The 18,498-nt window shown below is 66.1% G+C and carries 18 protein-coding genes; 11 read left to right on the top strand and 7 right to left on the bottom strand.

What is annotated here, in order from left to right:
- Positions 1–92 precede the first annotated feature (92 nt).
- The 4 genes from HLH27_RS00200 to HLH27_RS00185 are packed head-to-tail and all read left to right on the top strand — an operon-like array spanning position 93 to position 4,294.
- Positions 93–917 (top strand): OmpA family protein, encoded by an 825-nt coding sequence (locus HLH27_RS00200; RefSeq protein ID WP_182947111.1) that lies wholly within the window; start codon positions 93–95, stop codon positions 915–917.
- Entirely contained in the window at positions 914–1,999 is a 1,086-nt protein-coding gene (locus HLH27_RS00195) for a flagellar motor protein MotA (protein ID WP_182947110.1), read from the top strand. Before HLH27_RS00200 ends, HLH27_RS00195 begins: the two co-directional genes overlap by 4 nt.
- Before the next feature lie 28 nt (positions 2,000–2,027).
- Complete coding sequence (locus HLH27_RS00190) at positions 2,028–2,999, top strand: peptidoglycan -binding protein (RefSeq protein WP_182947109.1); 972 nt, start codon at positions 2,028–2,030, stop codon at positions 2,997–2,999.
- Positions 2,999–4,294, top strand: a complete 1,296-nt coding sequence (locus HLH27_RS00185) for a polysaccharide biosynthesis protein (RefSeq protein ID WP_182947108.1) — start codon at positions 2,999–3,001, stop codon at positions 4,292–4,294. The genes HLH27_RS00190 and HLH27_RS00185 overlap by 1 nt, the downstream gene beginning before the upstream one ends.
- Before the next feature lie 101 nt (positions 4,295–4,395).
- Here the strand turns inward: HLH27_RS00185 and HLH27_RS00180 are convergent, their stop codons facing one another.
- Entirely contained in the window at positions 4,396–5,394 is a 999-nt protein-coding gene (locus HLH27_RS00180) for a radical SAM protein (protein WP_182947107.1), read from the bottom strand.
- An 84-nt stretch (positions 5,395–5,478) separates the two neighbouring features.
- The gene (locus tag HLH27_RS00175) at positions 5,479–6,630 is read right to left on the bottom strand and encodes a glycosyltransferase (RefSeq protein ID WP_182947106.1); all 1,152 of its coding nucleotides are present in this window, start codon (positions 6,628–6,630) and stop codon (positions 5,479–5,481) included.
- A gap of 344 nt (positions 6,631–6,974) precedes the next feature.
- Here HLH27_RS00175 and HLH27_RS00170 point away from each other — a divergent pair, with 344 nt between their 5' ends.
- Both HLH27_RS00170 and HLH27_RS00165 read left to right on the top strand, forming a co-directional pair.
- Positions 6,975–7,949, top strand: coding sequence for a glycosyltransferase (locus HLH27_RS00170; RefSeq protein WP_182947105.1), 975 nt, complete (start codon positions 6,975–6,977; stop codon positions 7,947–7,949).
- A gap of 161 nt (positions 7,950–8,110) precedes the next feature.
- Positions 8,111–9,007 (top strand): fructose bisphosphate aldolase, encoded by an 897-nt coding sequence (locus HLH27_RS00165; RefSeq protein ID WP_182947104.1) that lies wholly within the window; start codon positions 8,111–8,113, stop codon positions 9,005–9,007.
- Between the two features lie 102 nt (positions 9,008–9,109).
- Here HLH27_RS00165 and HLH27_RS00160 read toward each other — a convergent pair whose 3' ends face one another.
- The 4 genes from HLH27_RS00160 to HLH27_RS00145 form a co-directional block, all read right to left on the bottom strand.
- Entirely contained in the window at positions 9,110–9,901 is a 792-nt protein-coding gene (locus tag HLH27_RS00160) for a spermidine synthase (protein ID WP_182947103.1), read from the bottom strand.
- A 1-nt stretch (position 9,902) separates the two neighbouring features.
- Positions 9,903–10,646, bottom strand: coding sequence for a YoaK family protein (locus HLH27_RS00155; protein WP_182947102.1), 744 nt, complete (start codon positions 10,644–10,646; stop codon positions 9,903–9,905).
- Between the two features lies 1 nt (position 10,647).
- Positions 10,648–11,139, bottom strand: coding sequence for a manganese-binding transcriptional regulator MntR (gene mntR / locus HLH27_RS00150; protein WP_182947101.1), 492 nt, complete (start codon positions 11,137–11,139; stop codon positions 10,648–10,650).
- Positions 11,140–11,237: 98 nt separating this feature from the next.
- A complete protein-coding gene (locus HLH27_RS00145; protein WP_275943875.1) occupies positions 11,238–12,641 on the bottom strand; it encodes a sensor histidine kinase in 1,404 nt (467 codons plus the stop codon).
- 205 nt (positions 12,642–12,846) lie between these two features.
- On the opposite strand from HLH27_RS00145, the gene HLH27_RS00140 reads away from it, so the two are divergent.
- Complete coding sequence (locus HLH27_RS00140) at positions 12,847–13,962, top strand: THUMP domain-containing class I SAM-dependent RNA methyltransferase (protein ID WP_182947099.1); 1,116 nt, start codon at positions 12,847–12,849, stop codon at positions 13,960–13,962.
- An 85-nt stretch (positions 13,963–14,047) separates the two neighbouring features.
- On the top strand, positions 14,048–14,926 hold the full coding sequence (locus HLH27_RS00135) for a LysR substrate-binding domain-containing protein (protein WP_182947098.1): 879 nt from the start codon (positions 14,048–14,050) through the stop codon (positions 14,924–14,926).
- Positions 14,927–15,017: 91 nt separating this feature from the next.
- On the opposite strand, the gene HLH27_RS00130 is transcribed toward HLH27_RS00135, so the two are convergent.
- The gene (locus HLH27_RS00130) at positions 15,018–15,608 is read right to left on the bottom strand and encodes a DNA-3-methyladenine glycosylase I (protein ID WP_182947097.1); all 591 of its coding nucleotides are present in this window, start codon (positions 15,606–15,608) and stop codon (positions 15,018–15,020) included.
- 376 nt (positions 15,609–15,984) lie between these two features.
- On the opposite strand from HLH27_RS00130, the gene HLH27_RS00125 reads away from it, so the two are divergent.
- The 3 genes from HLH27_RS00125 (at position 15,985) to HLH27_RS00115 (ending at position 17,947) form a co-directional block, all read left to right on the top strand.
- A complete protein-coding gene (locus HLH27_RS00125; RefSeq protein ID WP_182947096.1) occupies positions 15,985–16,350 on the top strand; it encodes an antitoxin Xre/MbcA/ParS toxin-binding domain-containing protein in 366 nt (121 codons plus the stop codon).
- Entirely contained in the window at positions 16,347–16,865 is a 519-nt protein-coding gene (locus HLH27_RS00120) for an RES domain-containing protein (protein WP_182947095.1), read from the top strand. Before HLH27_RS00125 ends, HLH27_RS00120 begins: the two co-directional genes overlap by 4 nt.
- A 257-nt stretch (positions 16,866–17,122) precedes the next feature.
- Positions 17,123–17,947, top strand: a complete 825-nt coding sequence (locus HLH27_RS00115; protein ID WP_182947094.1) for an IS5 family transposase — start codon at positions 17,123–17,125, stop codon at positions 17,945–17,947.
- Positions 17,948–18,498: the final 551 nt, after the last annotated feature.

The following is an 18,498-nucleotide window of genomic DNA, read 5'->3' as shown; positions in this document are numbered from 1 at the left end:
CGAAACCGGTCCGGACGCCCCACCAGCGTTGCTGCATCCTCGCACCCCGTCCCTTCGACCCGGGTGCGATCTGGTCTAGGCTGCCCCTGATCATGCCAGATATCCGCCTCGCACCTCCTCCGCACGCCACCCCCCGCCGCCCGGCCGCGTCCCGCGCCCTGCTGGCGGCGCTGTCCGTGCTGGGCGGGCTTGCGTTCGCTCCGGCCCACGCGCAGGTCACGACCGACGACAGCGCGCTCTCGGCCCTGCCGGCGGCCAGGCCCGCGCCGAAACCCCACCCGGACCACGCCACTCCCAAACCCGCCACGCCGGCCCGGCCCACCGCCGACAAGCCGGCGGCCCCTGCCGCCGACGCGCCCAAGGCGGCCCCGACGCGCCCCGTGCCTGCCGCGACCATCCCCACCGCGCCTCCGCCCCCGCCGGTCATCCGTCCCCCCGTGGTCGATGTCCCGCTCCATCCGCCCACCCTCCCGCCGGAGGTCCCGGCGAAGGCCGACGCCGTCGGCGCCGCCGTCGACCTGCCCCGCGGCGTGCGCCTGACCTTCGCGGCCGGCAGCGCGGACATGAACGCGGCCATGATCGACCGGGTGAAGGGCTTCGCCACCGCCCTGCTCCAGGTGCCGTATGCCCGGGCCGAAATCGACGCGACGGCCTCCGGCGCGGCCGACGACGTCTCCACCCCCCGACGCCTGTCGCTGACGCGCGGCCTGGCGATCCGCTCGATCCTCATCCATGCCGGCGTCGCCACGACGCGGATCTATGTCCGCGCGATCGGCGTGCCCGCCCCCGGCGCGACGAAAAGCCCGGACACCGCAAATGGAACGCCTCCGGATCATGTTGACGTGACCCGGTCGGATATGGTCGCCTCGGCGTCCCCGCCTTCCCCCGCCCCTTCGGAGCCGCGTTCCGCACCGTGACCCAGCCGACCACATATCTTCTGCGTATCGTCCTCTTCCTCACCGCCGTCGTGCTGGTGGCCGGCGCCCTCGGGCGCATGCTGTATGCGGCCTTCTTCAACAATCCGATCCTGGACGGGCTGATCCTGGCGATCCTCGCCTTCGGCATCCTGTGGAACATCCGCATGGTACTGCGGCTGATCCCCGAGGTCCGGTGGGTGGAAACCCTGCGCCAGCCGCGCGACGGCCTGGCCCAGCCCACCCCGCCGCGCCTGCTGGCGCCGATGGCGTCGATGCTGGCCACCCGCAACCGCGCCGACCGGCTGGTCCTCTCCACCCCCGCGATGCAGTCGATGCTCGACAGCCTGTCCTCGCGCCTGGACGAGGGCCGGGAACTGTCGCGCTACATGACCGGGCTGCTGATCTTCCTGGGCCTGCTGGGCACGTTCTACGGCCTGCTGCTCACGGTGGGCTCGATCGCCGACGTGATCGGCAGCCTGTCGGTCGGCTCGGGCGACCTGAACATGATGTTCGACCAGCTGAAGACCGGCCTGGCCAAGCCGCTGCACGGCATGGGCACCGCGTTCTCGGGTTCGATGTTCGGCCTGGCGAGCGCCCTGGTGCTGGGCTTCCTCGACCTCACGGCGGGCCAGGCCCAGAACCGGTTCTTCAACGAGCTGGAGGAATGGCTGGCCGGCCTGACCCGCATCGGCTCCACCATCGGCACCGGCGACGGCGCCGACGCCGGCATCCCCGTCTACGTCCAGGCCCTGCTGGAGCAGACGGCCGAGAACCTGGAAAAACTCCAGGCCCTGATCGCCCGCGGCGAGGAAGGGCGCCACCAGCAGCAGACCCTGCTGGCCAGCATGAACGACCGGATCGGCGTGATGACCGAGACGATGCGCGCCAGCCACGTGCTGATGCAGCGCATGGTCGAGGATTCGGGCCAGCAGCAGCTCCGGGGTATCGAGACCCAGTTGACCCGCATCCTGTCGGACATGGAACAGGGCCGTACGCAGATCGCCGCCGACATCCGCGGCGACCTGCGCCTGCTGACGCGCACCATCGCCGCGTCCGCGCCCGCCGGCGCGCGCGCGCCCTGACCGCCCCCGGGATCGCGAGGTAAACGCCATGGCACGCCGCCGCCGCCAGACCCATGCCGGCCTGGACGCCTGGCCGGGCTATGTGGACGCATTGTCCACCCTGCTGATGGTCGTCATTTTCGTCCTGCTGGTCTTCGTGCTGGGGCAGGCCTTCCTGTCCGTGGTGCTGGCCAAGCGCCAGCAGGCGATGGAACAGCTGACGCAGCAGGTCAGCAAGCTGAACGACATGCTGGCGCTGGAGCACGACCGCGCCCACACGCTCCAGCTCTCGGTCGCCTCGCTCCGCTCCGCGCACGACAAGGACGTAGCCATGGCCTCGTCTCTGACGGCCCAGGTCTCCCAGCTCGCGGCCGAGCGCGACAGCGTGACCCAGGCCAGCCAGCAGCAGGTCGCGGCCCTCGGCGCGCAGCTCGACGAACTGCGCCGGCAGCTCGGCGCGGCGATGACGATGCTCGACATCTCGCAGCAGCAGGTCCACGACCGCGACCACAAGATCGACGATCTGGGCCTGAAGCTCAACGTGGCGCTGACCGACAAGGTCGAACAGCTCCAGCGCTACCGGTCCGAATTCTTCGGCCGCCTGCGCGACATCCTCAAGAACCAGGAGGGCGTGCAGGTCGTGGGCGACCGCTTCGTGTTCCAGAGCGAGGTCCTGTTCCCCCCCGGCAGCGCCGAACTGTCGCCCAAGGGCGTGAGCGAGATCCGTACCCTGGCCCACACGTTCCGCCAGGTCTCGGGACAGATCCCGGCCTCGATCCCCTGGATCATGCGCGTCGACGGCCATGCCGACCGCCAGCCGATCCACAGCGCCTTCGCCAGCAACTGGGAACTGTCGTCGGCCCGCGCCATCACCGTGGTCAAGCTGCTGATCGCGGAAGGCATCAGCCCCCAGCACCTGGCCGCGACCGGCTTCGCCGATTTCCAGCCGCTGGACAGTCACGACACCCAGGCGGCCTATGCCCGCAACCGGCGCATCGAATTCCGCCTGACCGATCGTTAGTGTCTTCCCCCACACCCGGGCTGGTCGCCCGCATCTTCCGCAATACCGGCTACCTGCTCGGCGGCAAGGGCATGGCCGGCGTGCTCGGCTTCCTCACCACCGCGCTGGTGGTCCGCGCGCTGGGGCTGGAGGGCTACGGCACGCTGCTGCTGATGCACGCCTGCGCCTCGTCCTTCTCGGTCGGCACGCGCTTCCAGTCCTGGCAGCCCCTGCTCCATTTCGGCAACACGCTGTTCGGGCGCGGCGAGCAGCCCCGCTTCCAGGCCCTGCTGCGCCACTGCATGATGCTGGACGCGCTCGGGGCCGTGGCCGGCACGATCCTGGCCGTGGCCGCGATCATGACCTTCGGCCGGGTCTTCGGCTGGCCCGCCAGCGCCCAGGGGCCGGCACTGGTCTACATGAGCTCGGTCCTGTTCATGAACACATGCTGGGCGCTGGGCGTGCTGCGCCTGACCGACCGCTTCCGGCAATCCGCCCTGGCCGACCTCGCGATCAATTCCACCCGCCTGGTCGGCACCCTGCTGGGCATGGGCCTGCACTGGCACCTGGGCGGCTTCATGGTGGTCTGGTATCTGGGCACCGTCATGTCCTTCACCGCCAATTGCAGCATGGCATGGCGGGCCATCCGGCATACGCCCAGCCTCCAGGGTTTCCGGCTGGCGGGCCCGGTCTGGCACACGGGCTTTCCGGGCATCTGGCGCCTCACCCTGTCCACCAGCGGCAACCAGGCACTCGCGGCCCTGACCTCCCGCGTCACCGTGCTGCTGGTGGGCGCCGCCACCAGCCCGGCGGCGGCGGCGGTCTACAGCGTCACCTGGCATGTCTGCGACGCCCTGGCCCAGCCCGCGCAACTGCTCACCCCGGCCCTGTATCCCGAGCTGATCCGCCTGCGCGACCAGGGCGACCGGGCAGGGATGCGCCGCGTCATGTTCCGCATCTTCCAGGCCCTGGGCCTCTTCTCCGTCCTCGCCCTGCTGGTCGCGGCCACAATCGGCCCCTGGGTGTTCCAGACTCTGCTGGCAGTCCGGACCGACAATCTGGCCCTGCTGATGCTGCTGACCTCGGCCGCGATCCTCGACCTGTGGGACGTCCCGCTCGAACCGTTCCTGGTCTCGCTGGGCTACGCCCACCGCCTGCTCACCGGCCGCATCGCCGCCACCACGTTCTGCCTGCCGGTGCTGTACGGGCTGGCACGCGTGTGGAGCGTCAACGGCGCCGGCCTCGCCACCCTGCTGGTCGAGGCCCTGATCCTGTCCACGCGCGTCGTGCCGTTCCTGCGGCTGCGGCGTCTGTAATACAGGCAAGGGCTTTGCCCTTGACCCACCAAAGGGCAGTCGCCCCTTGGAAACCCAATCGTTACCGCATGATCGGGGGGTGCCGAGCCTTGCGTCGCTTCTCAGGCTTCGGCGGGCAGGGGCATCGGGTCGGTGGGATGCTGGGCGCCCCGATAGCGGTCGAACATGCTCATCTGGTGCACGCAGCTCAGGGTGCAGGTCGGGCTGCACGATTTCTCGGTATGATATTCGCGCTTCAGGTCCTCGGGACCGTATTCCAGCAACGGCACCGCCGGATAACCGCGCTGCTGCGAACACCAGTGCACCCTGCCGTCCTCGGTCACATACAGGTAGCGCGCCCCGGCCCGGCACTTCCAGTCGTTCGGCTTCCCATGCATCAGGTTCTTCTGGAACAGCCGGTAGTTCAGCGTATGGACCAGCGAGGGCGAGATTTCCGTCACCCGGCGATAGGCCTTCATCTGCTCGTCGCTCAGCGCCTTCAGCCCGCCGGTGTGATCGTGCAGCACCCCCACCGAGTGCTGCAATCCATAGCGCGCCGCCGTCTCGGCAATCGTCACCACGTCCTGCGTCCGTTCGCCGGTCACGCCCAGCACCGAATTGACGTTGACCTTGAACTGCGCATGCTTGGACAGCAGCGCCAGCCGCCCCTCGACCGAAGACAGGCTCTTCATTGAAATATCGTCGGGGGTGATATTGTCGATGCTGACCTGCATCCCCTGCAACCCCGCCGCGTTCAGCCGGTCGATCCAGGCGCGCGACAGGCGGAAGCCGTTGGTGATGGTGGTCACGATCATGCCGTGATCGCGGGCCACGCGCACGATCCGGTCCAGGTCCGGATGCAGCAGCGGCTCGCCACCGGTAAAGGTGATCGAGGCCGTGCCCAGCTTCGCCAGATGATCCACCCGCGCCTTGAGGTCCTCGAAGGGAACCGGCGCCGAGAAATCGTCGAATTCATTGCAATAGCCGCAGGCCAGGTTGCAGCGGCGGGTCACCACCACCTGCGCCAGCAGCGGCGTATAGCGCGTGGCAATGGCCTTGGCCGCGAACCGCACCCCCGCACCCAGGTTACTGATGCGGCGGGCCAGGGGAATATCGTTCATCGTTGCCATATCGTCCGAGGAACCGGCGAAAGCCGGCAAAGGGGGCGCATCATAGGGACCGCCCGCGATGCGCGATAGCCCGGACTAGGGGGAATCCACCCCGCCATGGGCCTGCAGCAACGCGTCGTACCGGCATTCCAGCATTTCCGTCTGCCGCCGCAGGTCGAATCGCTCGACGACGAAGGCCCGTCCGGCATGCCCCATCGCCGCCCGCATCGCCGCGTCGCCCGCCAGCCTGTCCATGGCGTCGGCCAGGGCCTCCACGTCCCGGGGCGGCACGACCAGCCCGCTGCGCCCCTCAGCCACCCCCTCGGGGATGCCGCCGACGCGCGAGGCCACTACCGGCACGCCGCAGGCCGCCGCCTCCAGCATCACCATCCCCAGCCCCTCGACGCGCCCGCTGGCGGTCAACACGCTGGGCAGCACCAGCATCATCGCCCGCCGCATCCATTCCATGACCACCGCATGCGGCCGCGCGCCCAGAAACAGTACCCGCGCACCCACCCCCAGCGCGCCGGCCAGCGCTTCCAGCCGCCCGCGCAGCGGCCCGTCCCCGATAATCGCCAGGCGCAGCCCCGGATGGCGGTCCGCCACCCGCGCAAAGGCCCGCAGCAGGTATTCCGTGCCCTTCATCTCCACCAGCCGGGCGACATGCAGGATGACCGGCGTCTCGTCCGCCTGCGCGCGCGGCTGGTATGCGCTGCAATCAACGCCGATATAATGCACATGCGTCCGCCCGGCCGGAAAACCGTGCGCCAGCGCCTGGTCGCGCAGAAAATGCGAATTGCACAGGAACAACTGCCCGCGCCGCGCCAGCGCGCGCCGATGCAGCGGATAGTTCGCCCAGGCGGGCGAGCACAGGAAACGCCGATCCGACAGCGTCACGTCGAACCCATGGAACGTCGTGACCAGCGGCACGTCCAGCCGCCGCGCCACCTCCATGGCATAGACGCCATCGACCCCGAAATGGGCATGGACCAGCGCCGGCCGGCGCTTCCCCAGCAGGCGCAGATAGGGGGCGGGGTCGCGCGTGGCCATCTGCGCCACCATCCGGGGCCACGCGGCATGCTGCCAGAGGTCACGCAACAGCAGCGCACGCGCGCCCTCCGGCCCGGCCCCGAAGCGCATGCGCCCCATGTAGAGCGGCGCATACCGGCGCAGGGCCTGGGCCTGCTGGGCGATAAAAACCTCGGAAACCCGGAACTGGTTCTGGCGGAAGATGACGATTTCACGCAATGGCGGGGCTCTCTCGATCGCATGGGCCGCCCAAGGCCCGACAGGAAAGGCGCGCCGGCAAGCGGGCCCGCAGGGGCGCGGCCGGCATGTGCCCATGCACAGCGGATCAGCGCGGCCTTGACGGCCGCGCGCACCGGAGCGCAGGAAACACGCGTCGGATGGCCGCCTGCGCGCATGGCCCACCGAGCCCGGAGGCGGGCGGCACTCTACCGTCGGGCAACGACAAAGCGAAAGGGCGCGCACTTGACGGCGATGCCGATAGTTTCGAAACCGGGCATCGTGATGACCGGCCTCCCGACCCGGGCCGGCCGCCCTTCTCCCCGCGCGACGGAAAGCCGGATACCATGACCATTCCCGCCCGCATCCATTTCTGCTGGATCGGCCCGCGCCTGCCCTGGGCCTATGTCTTCGCCGTCCTCTCGGCCGCGGCGACCGGTGGAATGGACGCGGTCATCCTCCATCACACCGATCCGCTCGAAGATGGCCCGCAGAAACGCGCGCTGGAACGCGCGCCCGGCGTCATCCTGTCCCGCGTCGACCCGCAACGCGACCTGCCGGCGGTGGAACAGGCCGCCGACCTGCCGCCTGGCAGCCTGGTCGCGCTGTATGAGGGCGTACGCACCCCGGTCCAGCGCGCCGATATCCTGCGCACCGCGATCCTCTACCGCGACGGCGGGGTGTATCTGGACATGGATACCATCACCACCGCGTCGCTGCGCCCGCTGCTGGAATCCGGTCCCTTCGTCGGCACCGAACGCATCGTCTGGCCGCCCCATGTCCGCACCTCGCGCTCGCCGCTGCTGCGGGCCAAGCATATCGGCCTGTCGCTGCTCCGCCAGGCATTCCGCAAGTGCCCCGGCGGCTGGAAGGGCTTCCGACGGGTCGAAGGCCTCTATCCGCTCGGGCTGAACAACGCGGTGCTGGGGGCGCCCCCCGGCGCACCGTGGCTGCGCGCCTGCCTGCGCGCCATGCTGGCCCTCTCGCCCGAACAGCGGCTGCAACCCTACGCGCTGGGCCCCCACCTGCTGCAACGGGTCGTGGAACAGGACGGCACGGGCGACCTGACCATCCACGATCCGTCCGTGTTCTATCCCATGCCCCCCGAAATCTCGGAACATCTCTTCCGCACCAACCGGCGGGCAAGGGCCGGGGATATTCTTCTGCCCCGGACATGCGTGGTCCACTGGTACGCGTCCGTCCGCACCCGCGCACGGGTGGGCCGGATCACGCCGGCCTATGTCAGGGCCCACCGCGACCGCGAATATTACAGTGCCCTGGTCGACGCGACGATCCCCGACCTGCCGGCCGACGGCGACTGAAAAGCCGTTTGCACAGCCGTCCCGCCGGGTATCCCCTTCACCATTGACGGCAAACCCGGCAATCTCCAGAAACGGGCCATCGCCTGGGGGCTGGTTTCGCAACCGCCGGTCCTGGGCGAGGGCCCGGACACGCATCTGCACCAAGCGGGGGAAACATAATCATGTCGATCGAGAGCATGAAGTCACAACTCTCTGCCAAGCCTGGTTTTATCGCAGCCCTGGACCAGAGCGGGGGCTCCACGCCCGGCGCCCTGAGCCACTACGGCATCCCCGAAAGCGCCTATCATGGCGACGACGAGATGTTCCGCCTGATGCATGAGATGCGGGTGCGCATCATCACGGCACCCTCCTTCACGGGCGAGAAGATCATCGCCGCCATCCTGTTCGAGCGCACGATGGACGGGCTGGTCGGCGACAAGCCGGTTCCCGCCTATCTGTGGGAAGATCGCGGCGTTGTCCCCTTCCTCAAGGTCGACAAGGGGCTGGAGGAGGAAGTGGACGGCGTACGGCTGATGAAGCCGATTCCGGGCCTGGACCCGCTGCTGGCCCGCGCCGTGAAGCTGGGCATCTACGGCACCAAGGAGCGCTCGGTCATCGGCCTGGCAAACCCCGAGGGCATCGCCGCCGTCGCGGCGCAGCAGTTCGACCTGGCCCGCCAGATCGCCGCCCACGGGCTGGTGCCGATCCTGGAGCCGGAAGTCCTGATCAAGAGCCCGCAGAAGGCCGCCGCCGAGGCGATCCTGCGCGACGAGCTGGCACGCGGCCTGGACGCCCTGCCCGGCGACTATCAGGTGATGCTGAAGCTGACGATCCCGGAAACGCCGGACCTGTATCTCGACCTGGTCCGCCACCCGCGCGTGCAGCGCGTCGTGGCCCTGTCCGGCGGCTACACGCTGGACGATGCCTGCACGCGCCTGGCCGCCAACCACGGCATGATCGCCAGCTTCTCCCGCGCCCTGCTCGGCGAACTGAAGGTCTCCATGACCGACGCCGAATTCGACGCGACCCTGGCCAAGGCGGTCGAGAAGATCTACCGCGCCTCGACCATCAAATCCTGAAAACCTGCCTGTAAACGCGCGCCGGGGCCGATCCGGCGCGCATTTCCTGCGCTTCGGCGCTCGAAAACACACGCCGGGCGCGGCCCTGAGGGGTCGCGCCGGTCACACTGTCACGTCGACCGGCCGAAAGCGCATCCGCTCCAGCGACCCGCGCGTCTCGGCGATCATCGTTCGTGGCGGCAGCAGCAGGCCGGGCGCGTCCAGGCCGGCCACGGCACCCGCCAGCAGCACGACATTGCCCTCCCGCCCCTCCGCCTCCTCGAACAGGCGCACCTCGCCCCAGGGCGCCACCGCGCGTCCGGCGGTAACAGTGGCATGCGCGGCCATGTCCGGCCGCCCGGGCCCCTCGAACAGGTTCATCGCCAGAAACCCATCCTCCGCCAGACGGTATGCGACGTCGGACAGAAACCCCGCGCCCAGCAGATGCCCGGGCACGACGTCCCCCTGAAAGGCATCGACGACGATCGCGCCGAAACGCCGGGTTGCGGGCAGCGCGCGCAGATACGCCGCCCCATCGGTCAGATGGCACGGAATCCACGACGGCAGTCCGAAATGCTGGCGGGCGATGGGAAAGGCCAGCGGATTCACATCCACCAGTTCGACCGCCCGCTCCGCCCGGTCCAGCATCGTGGCCAGCGACCCGCCGCCGCAGCCGATCACCAGCACCGGCTCGTCGGGCCGGGTGCCCGCCAGGCTCTGCAACAGGAAGCCGAACAGCGCATGGACATAGGGCGCATAGCTCACCCCGTCGGCATCGCTCTCGCTCTGGCAGCAGCGCCCCTGCCAGTAGATACGGCTTTCGGTCCGCACATCCTCGCTGATCCAGATATCGCCATGGTCGCTGATATAATGGGCCAGCACCGCATGGTCCTCGGGGATGAAACCTGCCGGCATGTCAGGGAACGGGCCCTGCCGGCGGCACGGGCCGCGCCCGCACATCGGCCAGCGCCCCCGGCAGAGCCAGCCAGACCAGGATCGGCGCCAGCCCCAGCAGGGCGCCCGCCCGCCACCAGCCATAGGCCAATGCCCCCACCGCCCCGCCGCAGGCAAAGGACAGGACGATCCCGCCATGCAGCGCCAGCCGCTGGCGAACCTGCGCCATCCGCTCCGCATCGCCCGGCCGGCGCACGGCATCCAGCCAATCCGCAAGCTCGATCCCGAAATCGGTCAGCATGCCGGTCATGTGCGTCGTACGCACCCTCGCGCCGGAAATGCGCGTGACCGTCGCATTCTGCAATCCCATCAGAAAACTCAGCCCATAGGCCAGCACAGGCCCACGCGGCCCCGCCCGCAGCCCGATATCCAGCGCCCCCAGCAGGGCCAGCAGCACCGCCTCCAGCAGAATGCTGTAGGCATAGATGGCCCGATGCTGCCGATGCCGGCCCGCATTGACCAGACAGGCCGACAGCACCGCTCCGGCCACGAAGGCGCCGATCAGCCCCAGGCAGGACAGCGCGGCCGACAGGTCCGCCGCCCGCAGGTCCATCGACAGGCTGGAAAGATTGCCCGTCATGTTGGCCGAGTAATAGCCGACAGCGAGAAAGCCCGCCGCGTTCACCCCACCGGCGACCGCCGCCAGCGAACAGCCCAGCCGCCGGTCCATGACAAACGTCCTGGCGTTTCCCTCGCGCAGCAGCATCCTACCCGCCCTGTTTCACGCCATCCGCCGCCATGAAGGACTGGAGCCCGGCATTCAGCGCGCGCTCGAAGGCGGCAAGCGTCTCCTCGCTGGCATAATGCTCGATCCCTTCGGCATCGATGCGCACATTTTCGGTGCTGATCCCCAGCGCGGTCAGAAAGGCCTCGACGATTCCATGGCGCCGCCGCACATCCGTCGCCAGCGATGCGCCCGCCTGGGTCAGGAACACGCCGCGATAGGGCTTCTGCGTCACCAGCCCCTCATTGGCCAGCCGGGCCAGCATCTTCGCCACCGTGGGCTGCGAAACGCCGAGCCGCGCGGCGATATCCACCTGCCGCGCTTCCATCCCCTCGTCGAGCAAATCGGCGATCAGCTCGACATAATCCTCGACCAGCACATTGCGCCGTGCCGCACGGTTGGCCCGAAACCCCTCGGATTGTGACTTCACGTCCACGATACGAGGCGCTTTGGCGGTCCCCGCCTGTCTTTTCAATGGATCACTCTCGGCCAGACAATATTCCGCAAAGCATAAAACATTCCCCCGCTTCAGTCCATGCGGGCGACGCAGCAAGGGGCGGCGGGGACGGGCGCCTACGATACGGCAGCCGCGTCGATGTCCGCTGGCGTCCCCTTCCCCGGCTCCGTCCGGTCCATGATGCTGGAAACCGGGGCATCGAACGTCCACGTCACCCCGGCCGGCGCATAGCGATAGATGACCGACGCCCCCAGGACGGCGAGCGGATTCCGCTCGATCACCGCGGTCCCAAACCCTTGGGCGGCGGGCGCCTGCACCGGGGGGCCGCCGCTTTCCTCCCAGACCAGCCGAAAGCCGGCACCCCCCTCCCGCTCCCGCACCGCCCAGCTTATCGTCACCGTCCCACTCTCGTTCGACAACGCGCCGTATTTGATGGCATTGGTCGTCAGCTCATAGATCGCAAGCCCGATCCGCTCCGCCGTTTCGGGCAGAAGGCGCAACCCGCCCTCCCCGTGCAGCAGCATGCGTTCCTGGTTCACGTCGCCGATCACCGCGGTCTGCGAGGCCAGCAGCTTTTCGATCGTGATGCCCGACCACTCCCCGTTGATCAGAAGATCCTGGTTGCGCGCGATCGCGGCGATCCGCTGGCCGAGAACGGACACGAACGGCGCCTGCGGGTCCGGCACGGTCCGCCGGATCAGGGCCTGGACCACCGCGAGCATGTTCTTCGACCGATGCGTCAATTCATGCAGCAGCGACGCGATCCGGCGGTCGCTGGCACGCTGCACGGTCACGTCGCGCGACACGCAGAGAATGGCCTCCACACTCTCATCCGCATTTTTCAGCGGCGTCAGCATATTGTCCCAATAGCGCGGATTCTGGCCCGGCAACTGGCTCACCCCGAGGAAACGCGCATTCTCCCCCTGCCGCGCCTTCAGCAGCGCCTGCCGTCCCGCCTGATGCGATTCCTTCGGAAGCAGGCATAGCCAGTCCATGCCGAAGCCAGACTCCTCGGCAACGTCCAGCGCCAGGCAACCCGCCCTGTTCATATGCGACAGCGTGCCGTCCGGCCGGACGAGCTTGATGCAGTCGACGCTGACATTGAGCATTTCCGCCTGCATCCTGATATCCCGCAGAAGCGCCAGTTCCCGGCGCTTCCGGGCATTGATGTCCATCAGGCTGTACAGCCAGCCGCCCCCGCCCTCCGCTCCGCCGGGCAGCGGCCGCGCCCGCAGCAGAAACCAGCGCGCCCCATCGCCCGGATGCAGAAGCCGCAGCTCAGTCTCGCACGCCTCCCCCGCCCGCAGCCCATCGCGCATCTCCTGCTCGACCCGCCGCCGATCGGCCGGAAGAACCGACTCCACCCATCCGGACGAAGCAAAGCCCGCCGTCCCATATTCCCGCCAGGCCCTGTTGAAATATTCATGGCTACCATCGCGCCCACAGACACAGATCATATCCGGGACAAGGTCGAGAGCACTGTAACGGCTTTCGGAAAATAGGTTTTTGTCTTGCGCCATGCGTGCTTCTGACTGTCTGATTCTTGCCTGTTATGGCTGACCTTATGACAGGATCGATGATAAATTATGGCGATCCGTTCCTCATGAAAGAAAATTCACCCATTGCCGCCGATTCTTTCAGGAATCGTCGTCCCAAAACCCCTGCCGCCCGCGGGCCGGCGGCGTGCCAGTTGCTGTGACGCCGGCTTCCTGCCATGCAGGCCGGATGATTCAAGACCGGGATTTCGAGATCTTCCTCGCCACCGCACCGGGCCAGGAAGACGCGCTGTGTGGCGAAATACGCCTGAAGGGCTTCAGGCAGCCGCGCGCCGTTGCCGGCGGCGTCGTCATCCGGGGCGGCTGGCCGGAAGTCTATCGGGCGAATCTGTGGGTCCGGGGGGCCAATCGCATTCTGGCGCGGATCGACACCTTCCGCGTCATCCATCTCGCCCAGCTCGACCACCGCGCGCGGCTGGTGCCGTGGGCCAGCGTCCTGCGCCCCGATATCCCCTTCCGGGTCGAGGCCTCCTGCACCGGCTCGCGCATCTATCACGCCGGGGCCGCCGCCGAGCGGATCGAGAATGCCATCCGCAAGACGGTCGGCGCCCCCTGCGCGCCCGATGCCGCCCTCATTATCCGGGTGCGGATCGACCATGATCTCTGCACGATCAGCATCGACAGTTCGGGCGAATTGCTGCACCGGCGGGGCCACAAACAGGCCGTCAACCGGGCCCCGATGCGCGAAACCATGGCCTCGCTGTTCCTGCTGCAATGCGGCTATGATGGCAACGAGCCGGTCTTCGACCCGATGTGCGGCTCGGGCACGTTCGTGATCGAGGCCGCAGAGATCGCGGCTCGCCTCAATCCCGGCCGCTCCCGCCATTTCGCCTTCGAACTCCTGGCCAATTTCGACGAAGCCGCCTGGCAGAAGATGCGCGAGGCCCGAAGCATGCGGGTCCCGGCAGCCCGCTATTACGGCAGCGACCGCGATGCCGGAGCCATCGCCATGAGCCTCGCGAACGCCGAACGCGCCGGCGTCACCGATTACACGCATTTCCAGCAGACCCCGATCAGCGACATCCGCCCCCCTTGCGAAACGCCGGGACTGGTCATCGTCAATCCGCCCTACGGCACCCGCATCGGGGACAAGAAGGCGCTGCTCCCGCTCTACCGTGCCCTCGGCCGCACATTGGCCGACCATTTCACCGGCTGGCGGGTGGGCCTCGTCACCACCGAATCCCACCTGGCCCACGCCACCGGGCTGCCGTTCCTCCCCAACACCGCGCCGATCCCGCATGGCGGCCTGCGCGTAACGCTGTTCCAGACGGCTCCCCTCCCCTGATACCATAACGGAAACGGTCCGTTCGGGCCGCGCCACCGAGGCTCCCCACGCAGCCTCCCAGTCCTTCGCGTGCGGATGCCCTGCCATGATCGACATTCGACAGATGCGCTATTTCGTCGTGCTGGCCGAAACGCTGCATTTCGGTCGCGCGGCCGAGCGCCTGCATCTCAGCCAGCCCCCCCTCAGCCGCCAGATCGCGGCCCTGGAAAAGGAACTGGGCGTCCGCCTGCTCGAACGTCATTCGCGCCATGCCACGCTGACCCGTGCCGGGCGGCGCTTCCTGGATGATGCAAAGGCCGTCCTGGCGGCGTTCGACCAAGCCTGCCTCAACGCCCAGCTTGCGGAACGCGGCCAGTTGGGCGAACTCTCGATCGGCTTCATGATGTACGCGACCTACACGGTCATCCCGGGCCTGGTGCGCCGTTATGTGGCCAATTACCCCATGGTCCACACCACGCTGCGCGAGGTCGTTCCCGGCTCGCTGGCCGCCGATATCCTGGCCGGCCGTTTCGACGCGGGGATCATGTTCGACCCCGGCTTCATTCGCGGGCTCCAGACCAGCATAATCCTGAGCGAACCCCTCTGCGTGGCGGTGCCCGCGGACCATCCGCTCGCCCTGTGCCCCCTGATCGCGGCCAGGGACCTGGAAGGCGAGCCCCTGATCGCGGCACCGGTCGAAGTCTCGACGATGCTGCGCGAAGCCATCGTCCAATATTGCCGCTCAGGCGGTTTCGAGCCGACGATCCGGCTGGAAACCCAGCTTCAGCATACAATCGTCAACCTGGTCGCACAGGGGCTGGGCATCGCCCTGGTCCCGCAGGGAATCCGCAAGGTGAATGTCGCCGGCACCATCTTCCGCGACCTGGACAATGCCCCCATCGTCAATCATGTCGTCGCGTGGCAACCGGGCAACCTGAACCCCGCTCTCGTCCCCTTCCTCGCGGAATGCGAAAAGAGATTTTAAAAAATCCCTGCCATATACAACAGAATTCATGACACCAATACCGGATCCGGCACCGGGTGCGCAACGCCCTGCCCGTTCAGCTCTCCCCCGCTCAGCCCCCGGCCTGCCGCCCATGGCGAAAACACGCAGGATCATGATCGTCGATCATGCCGACAGCCTGCATCCACGCATAGACGATCACCGGCCCGACAAACCGGAATCCCCGCGCCCGTAGGGCTTTCGCCATGGCCTGCGACAGCGGCGACTGCGCCAGCACCGCGCCGGTCATGTTCCGGACGGGCGCATCCGGCACCATGCCCCAGGCAAAGGCGGCGAAATCCTCTCCGCGCTCCATCATGGCCAGATAGGCCCGCGCATTGCCGATCGTCGCCTCGATCTTGGCGCGCGCCCGGATAATACCGGGGTCCGCCATCAACCGCTCCACATCCCCGGCATCGAACCGCGCGACGCGCGCCGGATCGAACCCCGCGAACGCACGGCGGAACCCCTCCCGCCGACGCAGCACCATCAGCCACGACAGACCCGCCTGAAAACCCTCCAGGCACAGCATTTCCCACAACATCCGGCTATCGCGCACCGGCACGCCCCATTCCTGGTCGTGATAGGTCCGCAGCAACGGGTCCGTCTGCGCCCAGCGACAGCGTGTAACAGCGGTCGTTCCGCCAGCAGATGCATCATCCATCCCGGCACCCTACCACAAGACGCACCGGACGCCCCCGATACCTAAACGCCGCGACCACATGAGGCGGGGACCGCAGCCATTCGGGAGCGGCACAATGCAAATCGGGCTCCGCCCTATGACCGGGTTTGGTGGAGGACCGGAACGACAAAAGGCCGCCCTTTTTGGCGGCCTAGTGGTTGTTTTCAAACGGAATATATGGTTGCGGGGGAAGACAACCAACGATACTTGCGATTGGTAGACCGTGAGATACCCCGTCTCGCTGCATGACAGAGTCACCATGCCAAAGCGCATGGGCATATCCAACTGGAATCCTTGTCATAGGCATTCCGCCTCATATATGATCCCATATCATGGTCAATATATGAGGCACGCCGTCATGTCCGAGACCACATTCCTCGCCGACGCCTTCGATCCATCAGGGCTGATCGCGGCGGAACGGCTGAGCAATATGCTGCATATCACGAGGAGTGAACTGGCCGCCACGCTGGGCCTGTCACGTGACGCCGTCTCCAAAAGCGCCCGCCTTGGCCGTCCCGCCACCCAGGCGAGGCTGCGAGACATGGTCGAGATCCTCAATCGCGTCCGGCCATGGGCCGGTTCAGCCCAGCAGGCTTTTGCCTGGTACCGATCACAACCCTTGCCCTCCTTCGGTGATCAGACTGCCGAGGCGCTCGTCCGAGAGGGACGCGCCGATGCCGTCCGGCGCTACTTGGATCGGATTGCGATCGGCGGTTACGTGTGAGGTTTACCGGCCGGGTATTCCGGGCTCATAATCCCCGCTGGTCTTTCACCCCATTATCAGGCGATGGTGCGGCGCTCCATGGAGGTCGGTTCAATCCGGTCGGCACACCTGCCCTTTACACCTCACTTCGGATGGAGACAGCTTGGCTCGAAGCCCAGCAGGGTTTTCCATTCAAGCCACAGCCTTTGACCATCTGTGCCTATGATGTCGATAGCGAGCCTGTCCTCGATCTGACCGACCCGTCCAATCTTGATAATCCTGGTTTCTCCTCTTTCGCCCTCGCCTGTCCCTGGGAAGACCTTGCCGACCAAGGCAAGACGCCGCCGTCATGGGAACTGGCAAAGGCGCTCATAACCGGCGGGATGGCTGGCATTATCGTCCCAAGCTTTGCCCCGGGAGCGATAGAAAATGACAGAAATCTCGTCTTCTGGAATTGGTCAGGCAATCCTCCCTCCCGCGTGACGGTCATTGACGACGAGAGGCGCTTACCAGCCACCGCAGCATCATGGCCATAAACGAATGGGAAAGCGGAATTGCCGAATGGTAGTCGTCCAACGCCCCGGCTTGGTGCCCGCTATGGGGGGTGAGCCGAATGTCGGCAAAGGAGAAAGCAGCACACCATTCGGTGTGTTGCTTTCTACGTGCGTTTGATCTTCAAGTAGAATGTGATTTTGATATATTGTTTTCTTATGGAGAGAGGAATAAACAGTGACAAAAATAATTCTTATAAGAGCCTGTTTGGGAAATCGGTCTGATGTGATTCAAGCTCTGGATGTGGACGCCAGAGCAGAGGGGCCGTATGGCCAGGATCACCCGTAAGACGAAACGCTACCCGTCTGACATGACAGACGAGGAATGGAAGCGGATCGCGCCGTTGATGCCAAGTCCTGGGCGTCGTGGCCGCCCACGAGAGGTCGAATTCCGTGAGGTGATCAATGCGGTGCGCTATCTTGTTCGTTCAGGCTGCGGTTGGCGCATGCTGCCGATCCATTTCGGGCATTGGCGCACGGTCTATGGCTGGTTCCGGGAACTGGCGCGACGGTTCCTGTTCCAGACCATCCATGACGTTGAACTGATGCTCGACCGGGAGCAAGCAGGCCGCGAGGCCAGTCCGACAGCGGCGGTGATCGACAGCCAGAGCATCAAGGCGCCTCATGCAAAGACAAGGGGTTACGATGCCGGCAAGAAGATCGTCGGACGCAAGCGCCATATTGCCGTCGATACGGACGGGCGCCTCCTGATGGTCAACCTGACCCCGGCCGACGTCTCCGACAGTGCCGGCGCCCAGATGATCCTGGATGCGATCCGCAAGCGTTGGCCATGGGTGAAGCATCTGTTCGCCGATGGCGCCTATGACCGCCTGAAGTTGATGGACAAGGCGATTTATCTGGATTTCATCGTCGAGATCATCCGCCGTCGCGACGGAGCAAAGGGTTTCGAGGTGCTGCCGCGACGCTGGGTGGTCGAGAGGACTTTCGGCTGGATGACCCGCTGGCGGCGGCTCGTGCGTGATTACGAGCGCCGCGTCGACGTGTCACAAGCCATGATCTTCGTCGCCATGGGCGCCAATCTCATGCGCAGAAATGCTCACTCGTGATTTTCCAAACAGTCTCTAAAGGGCTCAACAAATTCTCATAAAACTGGATCGGCACGAGAGTTTGCGTCAACGCATCTGACGGGTTTTACATACATCGGACACTCTCCTACAATTCCAGTTGGAGTTCCATCCGGAATTCCGCCGACAGGTGATTTTGTCGCGGTAGGAACCTGCATTAAAAGTGGCGTCGTGTATCAAGTGGGCATCGCAAGTGCTGGCGATACGGGCTCATTAATTGATAGGAATCTGACATATTTCAGTTCACTGCCTAATTTAGATATCATTGTGATTTGCTCGAAATCGTCCGGATCATCAGTCGATAGAGTGTTGCATCACATTTATAATTCGGCTGGGCTTTTTCATGGTTCTTTACTACACGTAACCGGTACCTTCAGGTTCGCAACGCGCAGTCGCCGTATTGCCATTGATCAAACGCGTGTCGCAAATGATGTTTTTCAGTTAATTTAAGAACAAATTTTAGAGTAATTTTAAATTACATATTTTAATAATTTTAATTTGGAAGTTATAGAATTATTTTGCTTTGCATCGCC

It is taken from the genome of Gluconacetobacter takamatsuzukensis, assembly GCF_014174275.1.
Classification (GTDB): Bacteria; Pseudomonadota; Alphaproteobacteria; order Acetobacterales; family Acetobacteraceae; genus Gluconacetobacter; species Gluconacetobacter takamatsuzukensis.
The sequence above is the reverse complement of the archived record's forward strand: the minus strand, read 5'-3'. Positions and strand labels throughout refer to the sequence as shown.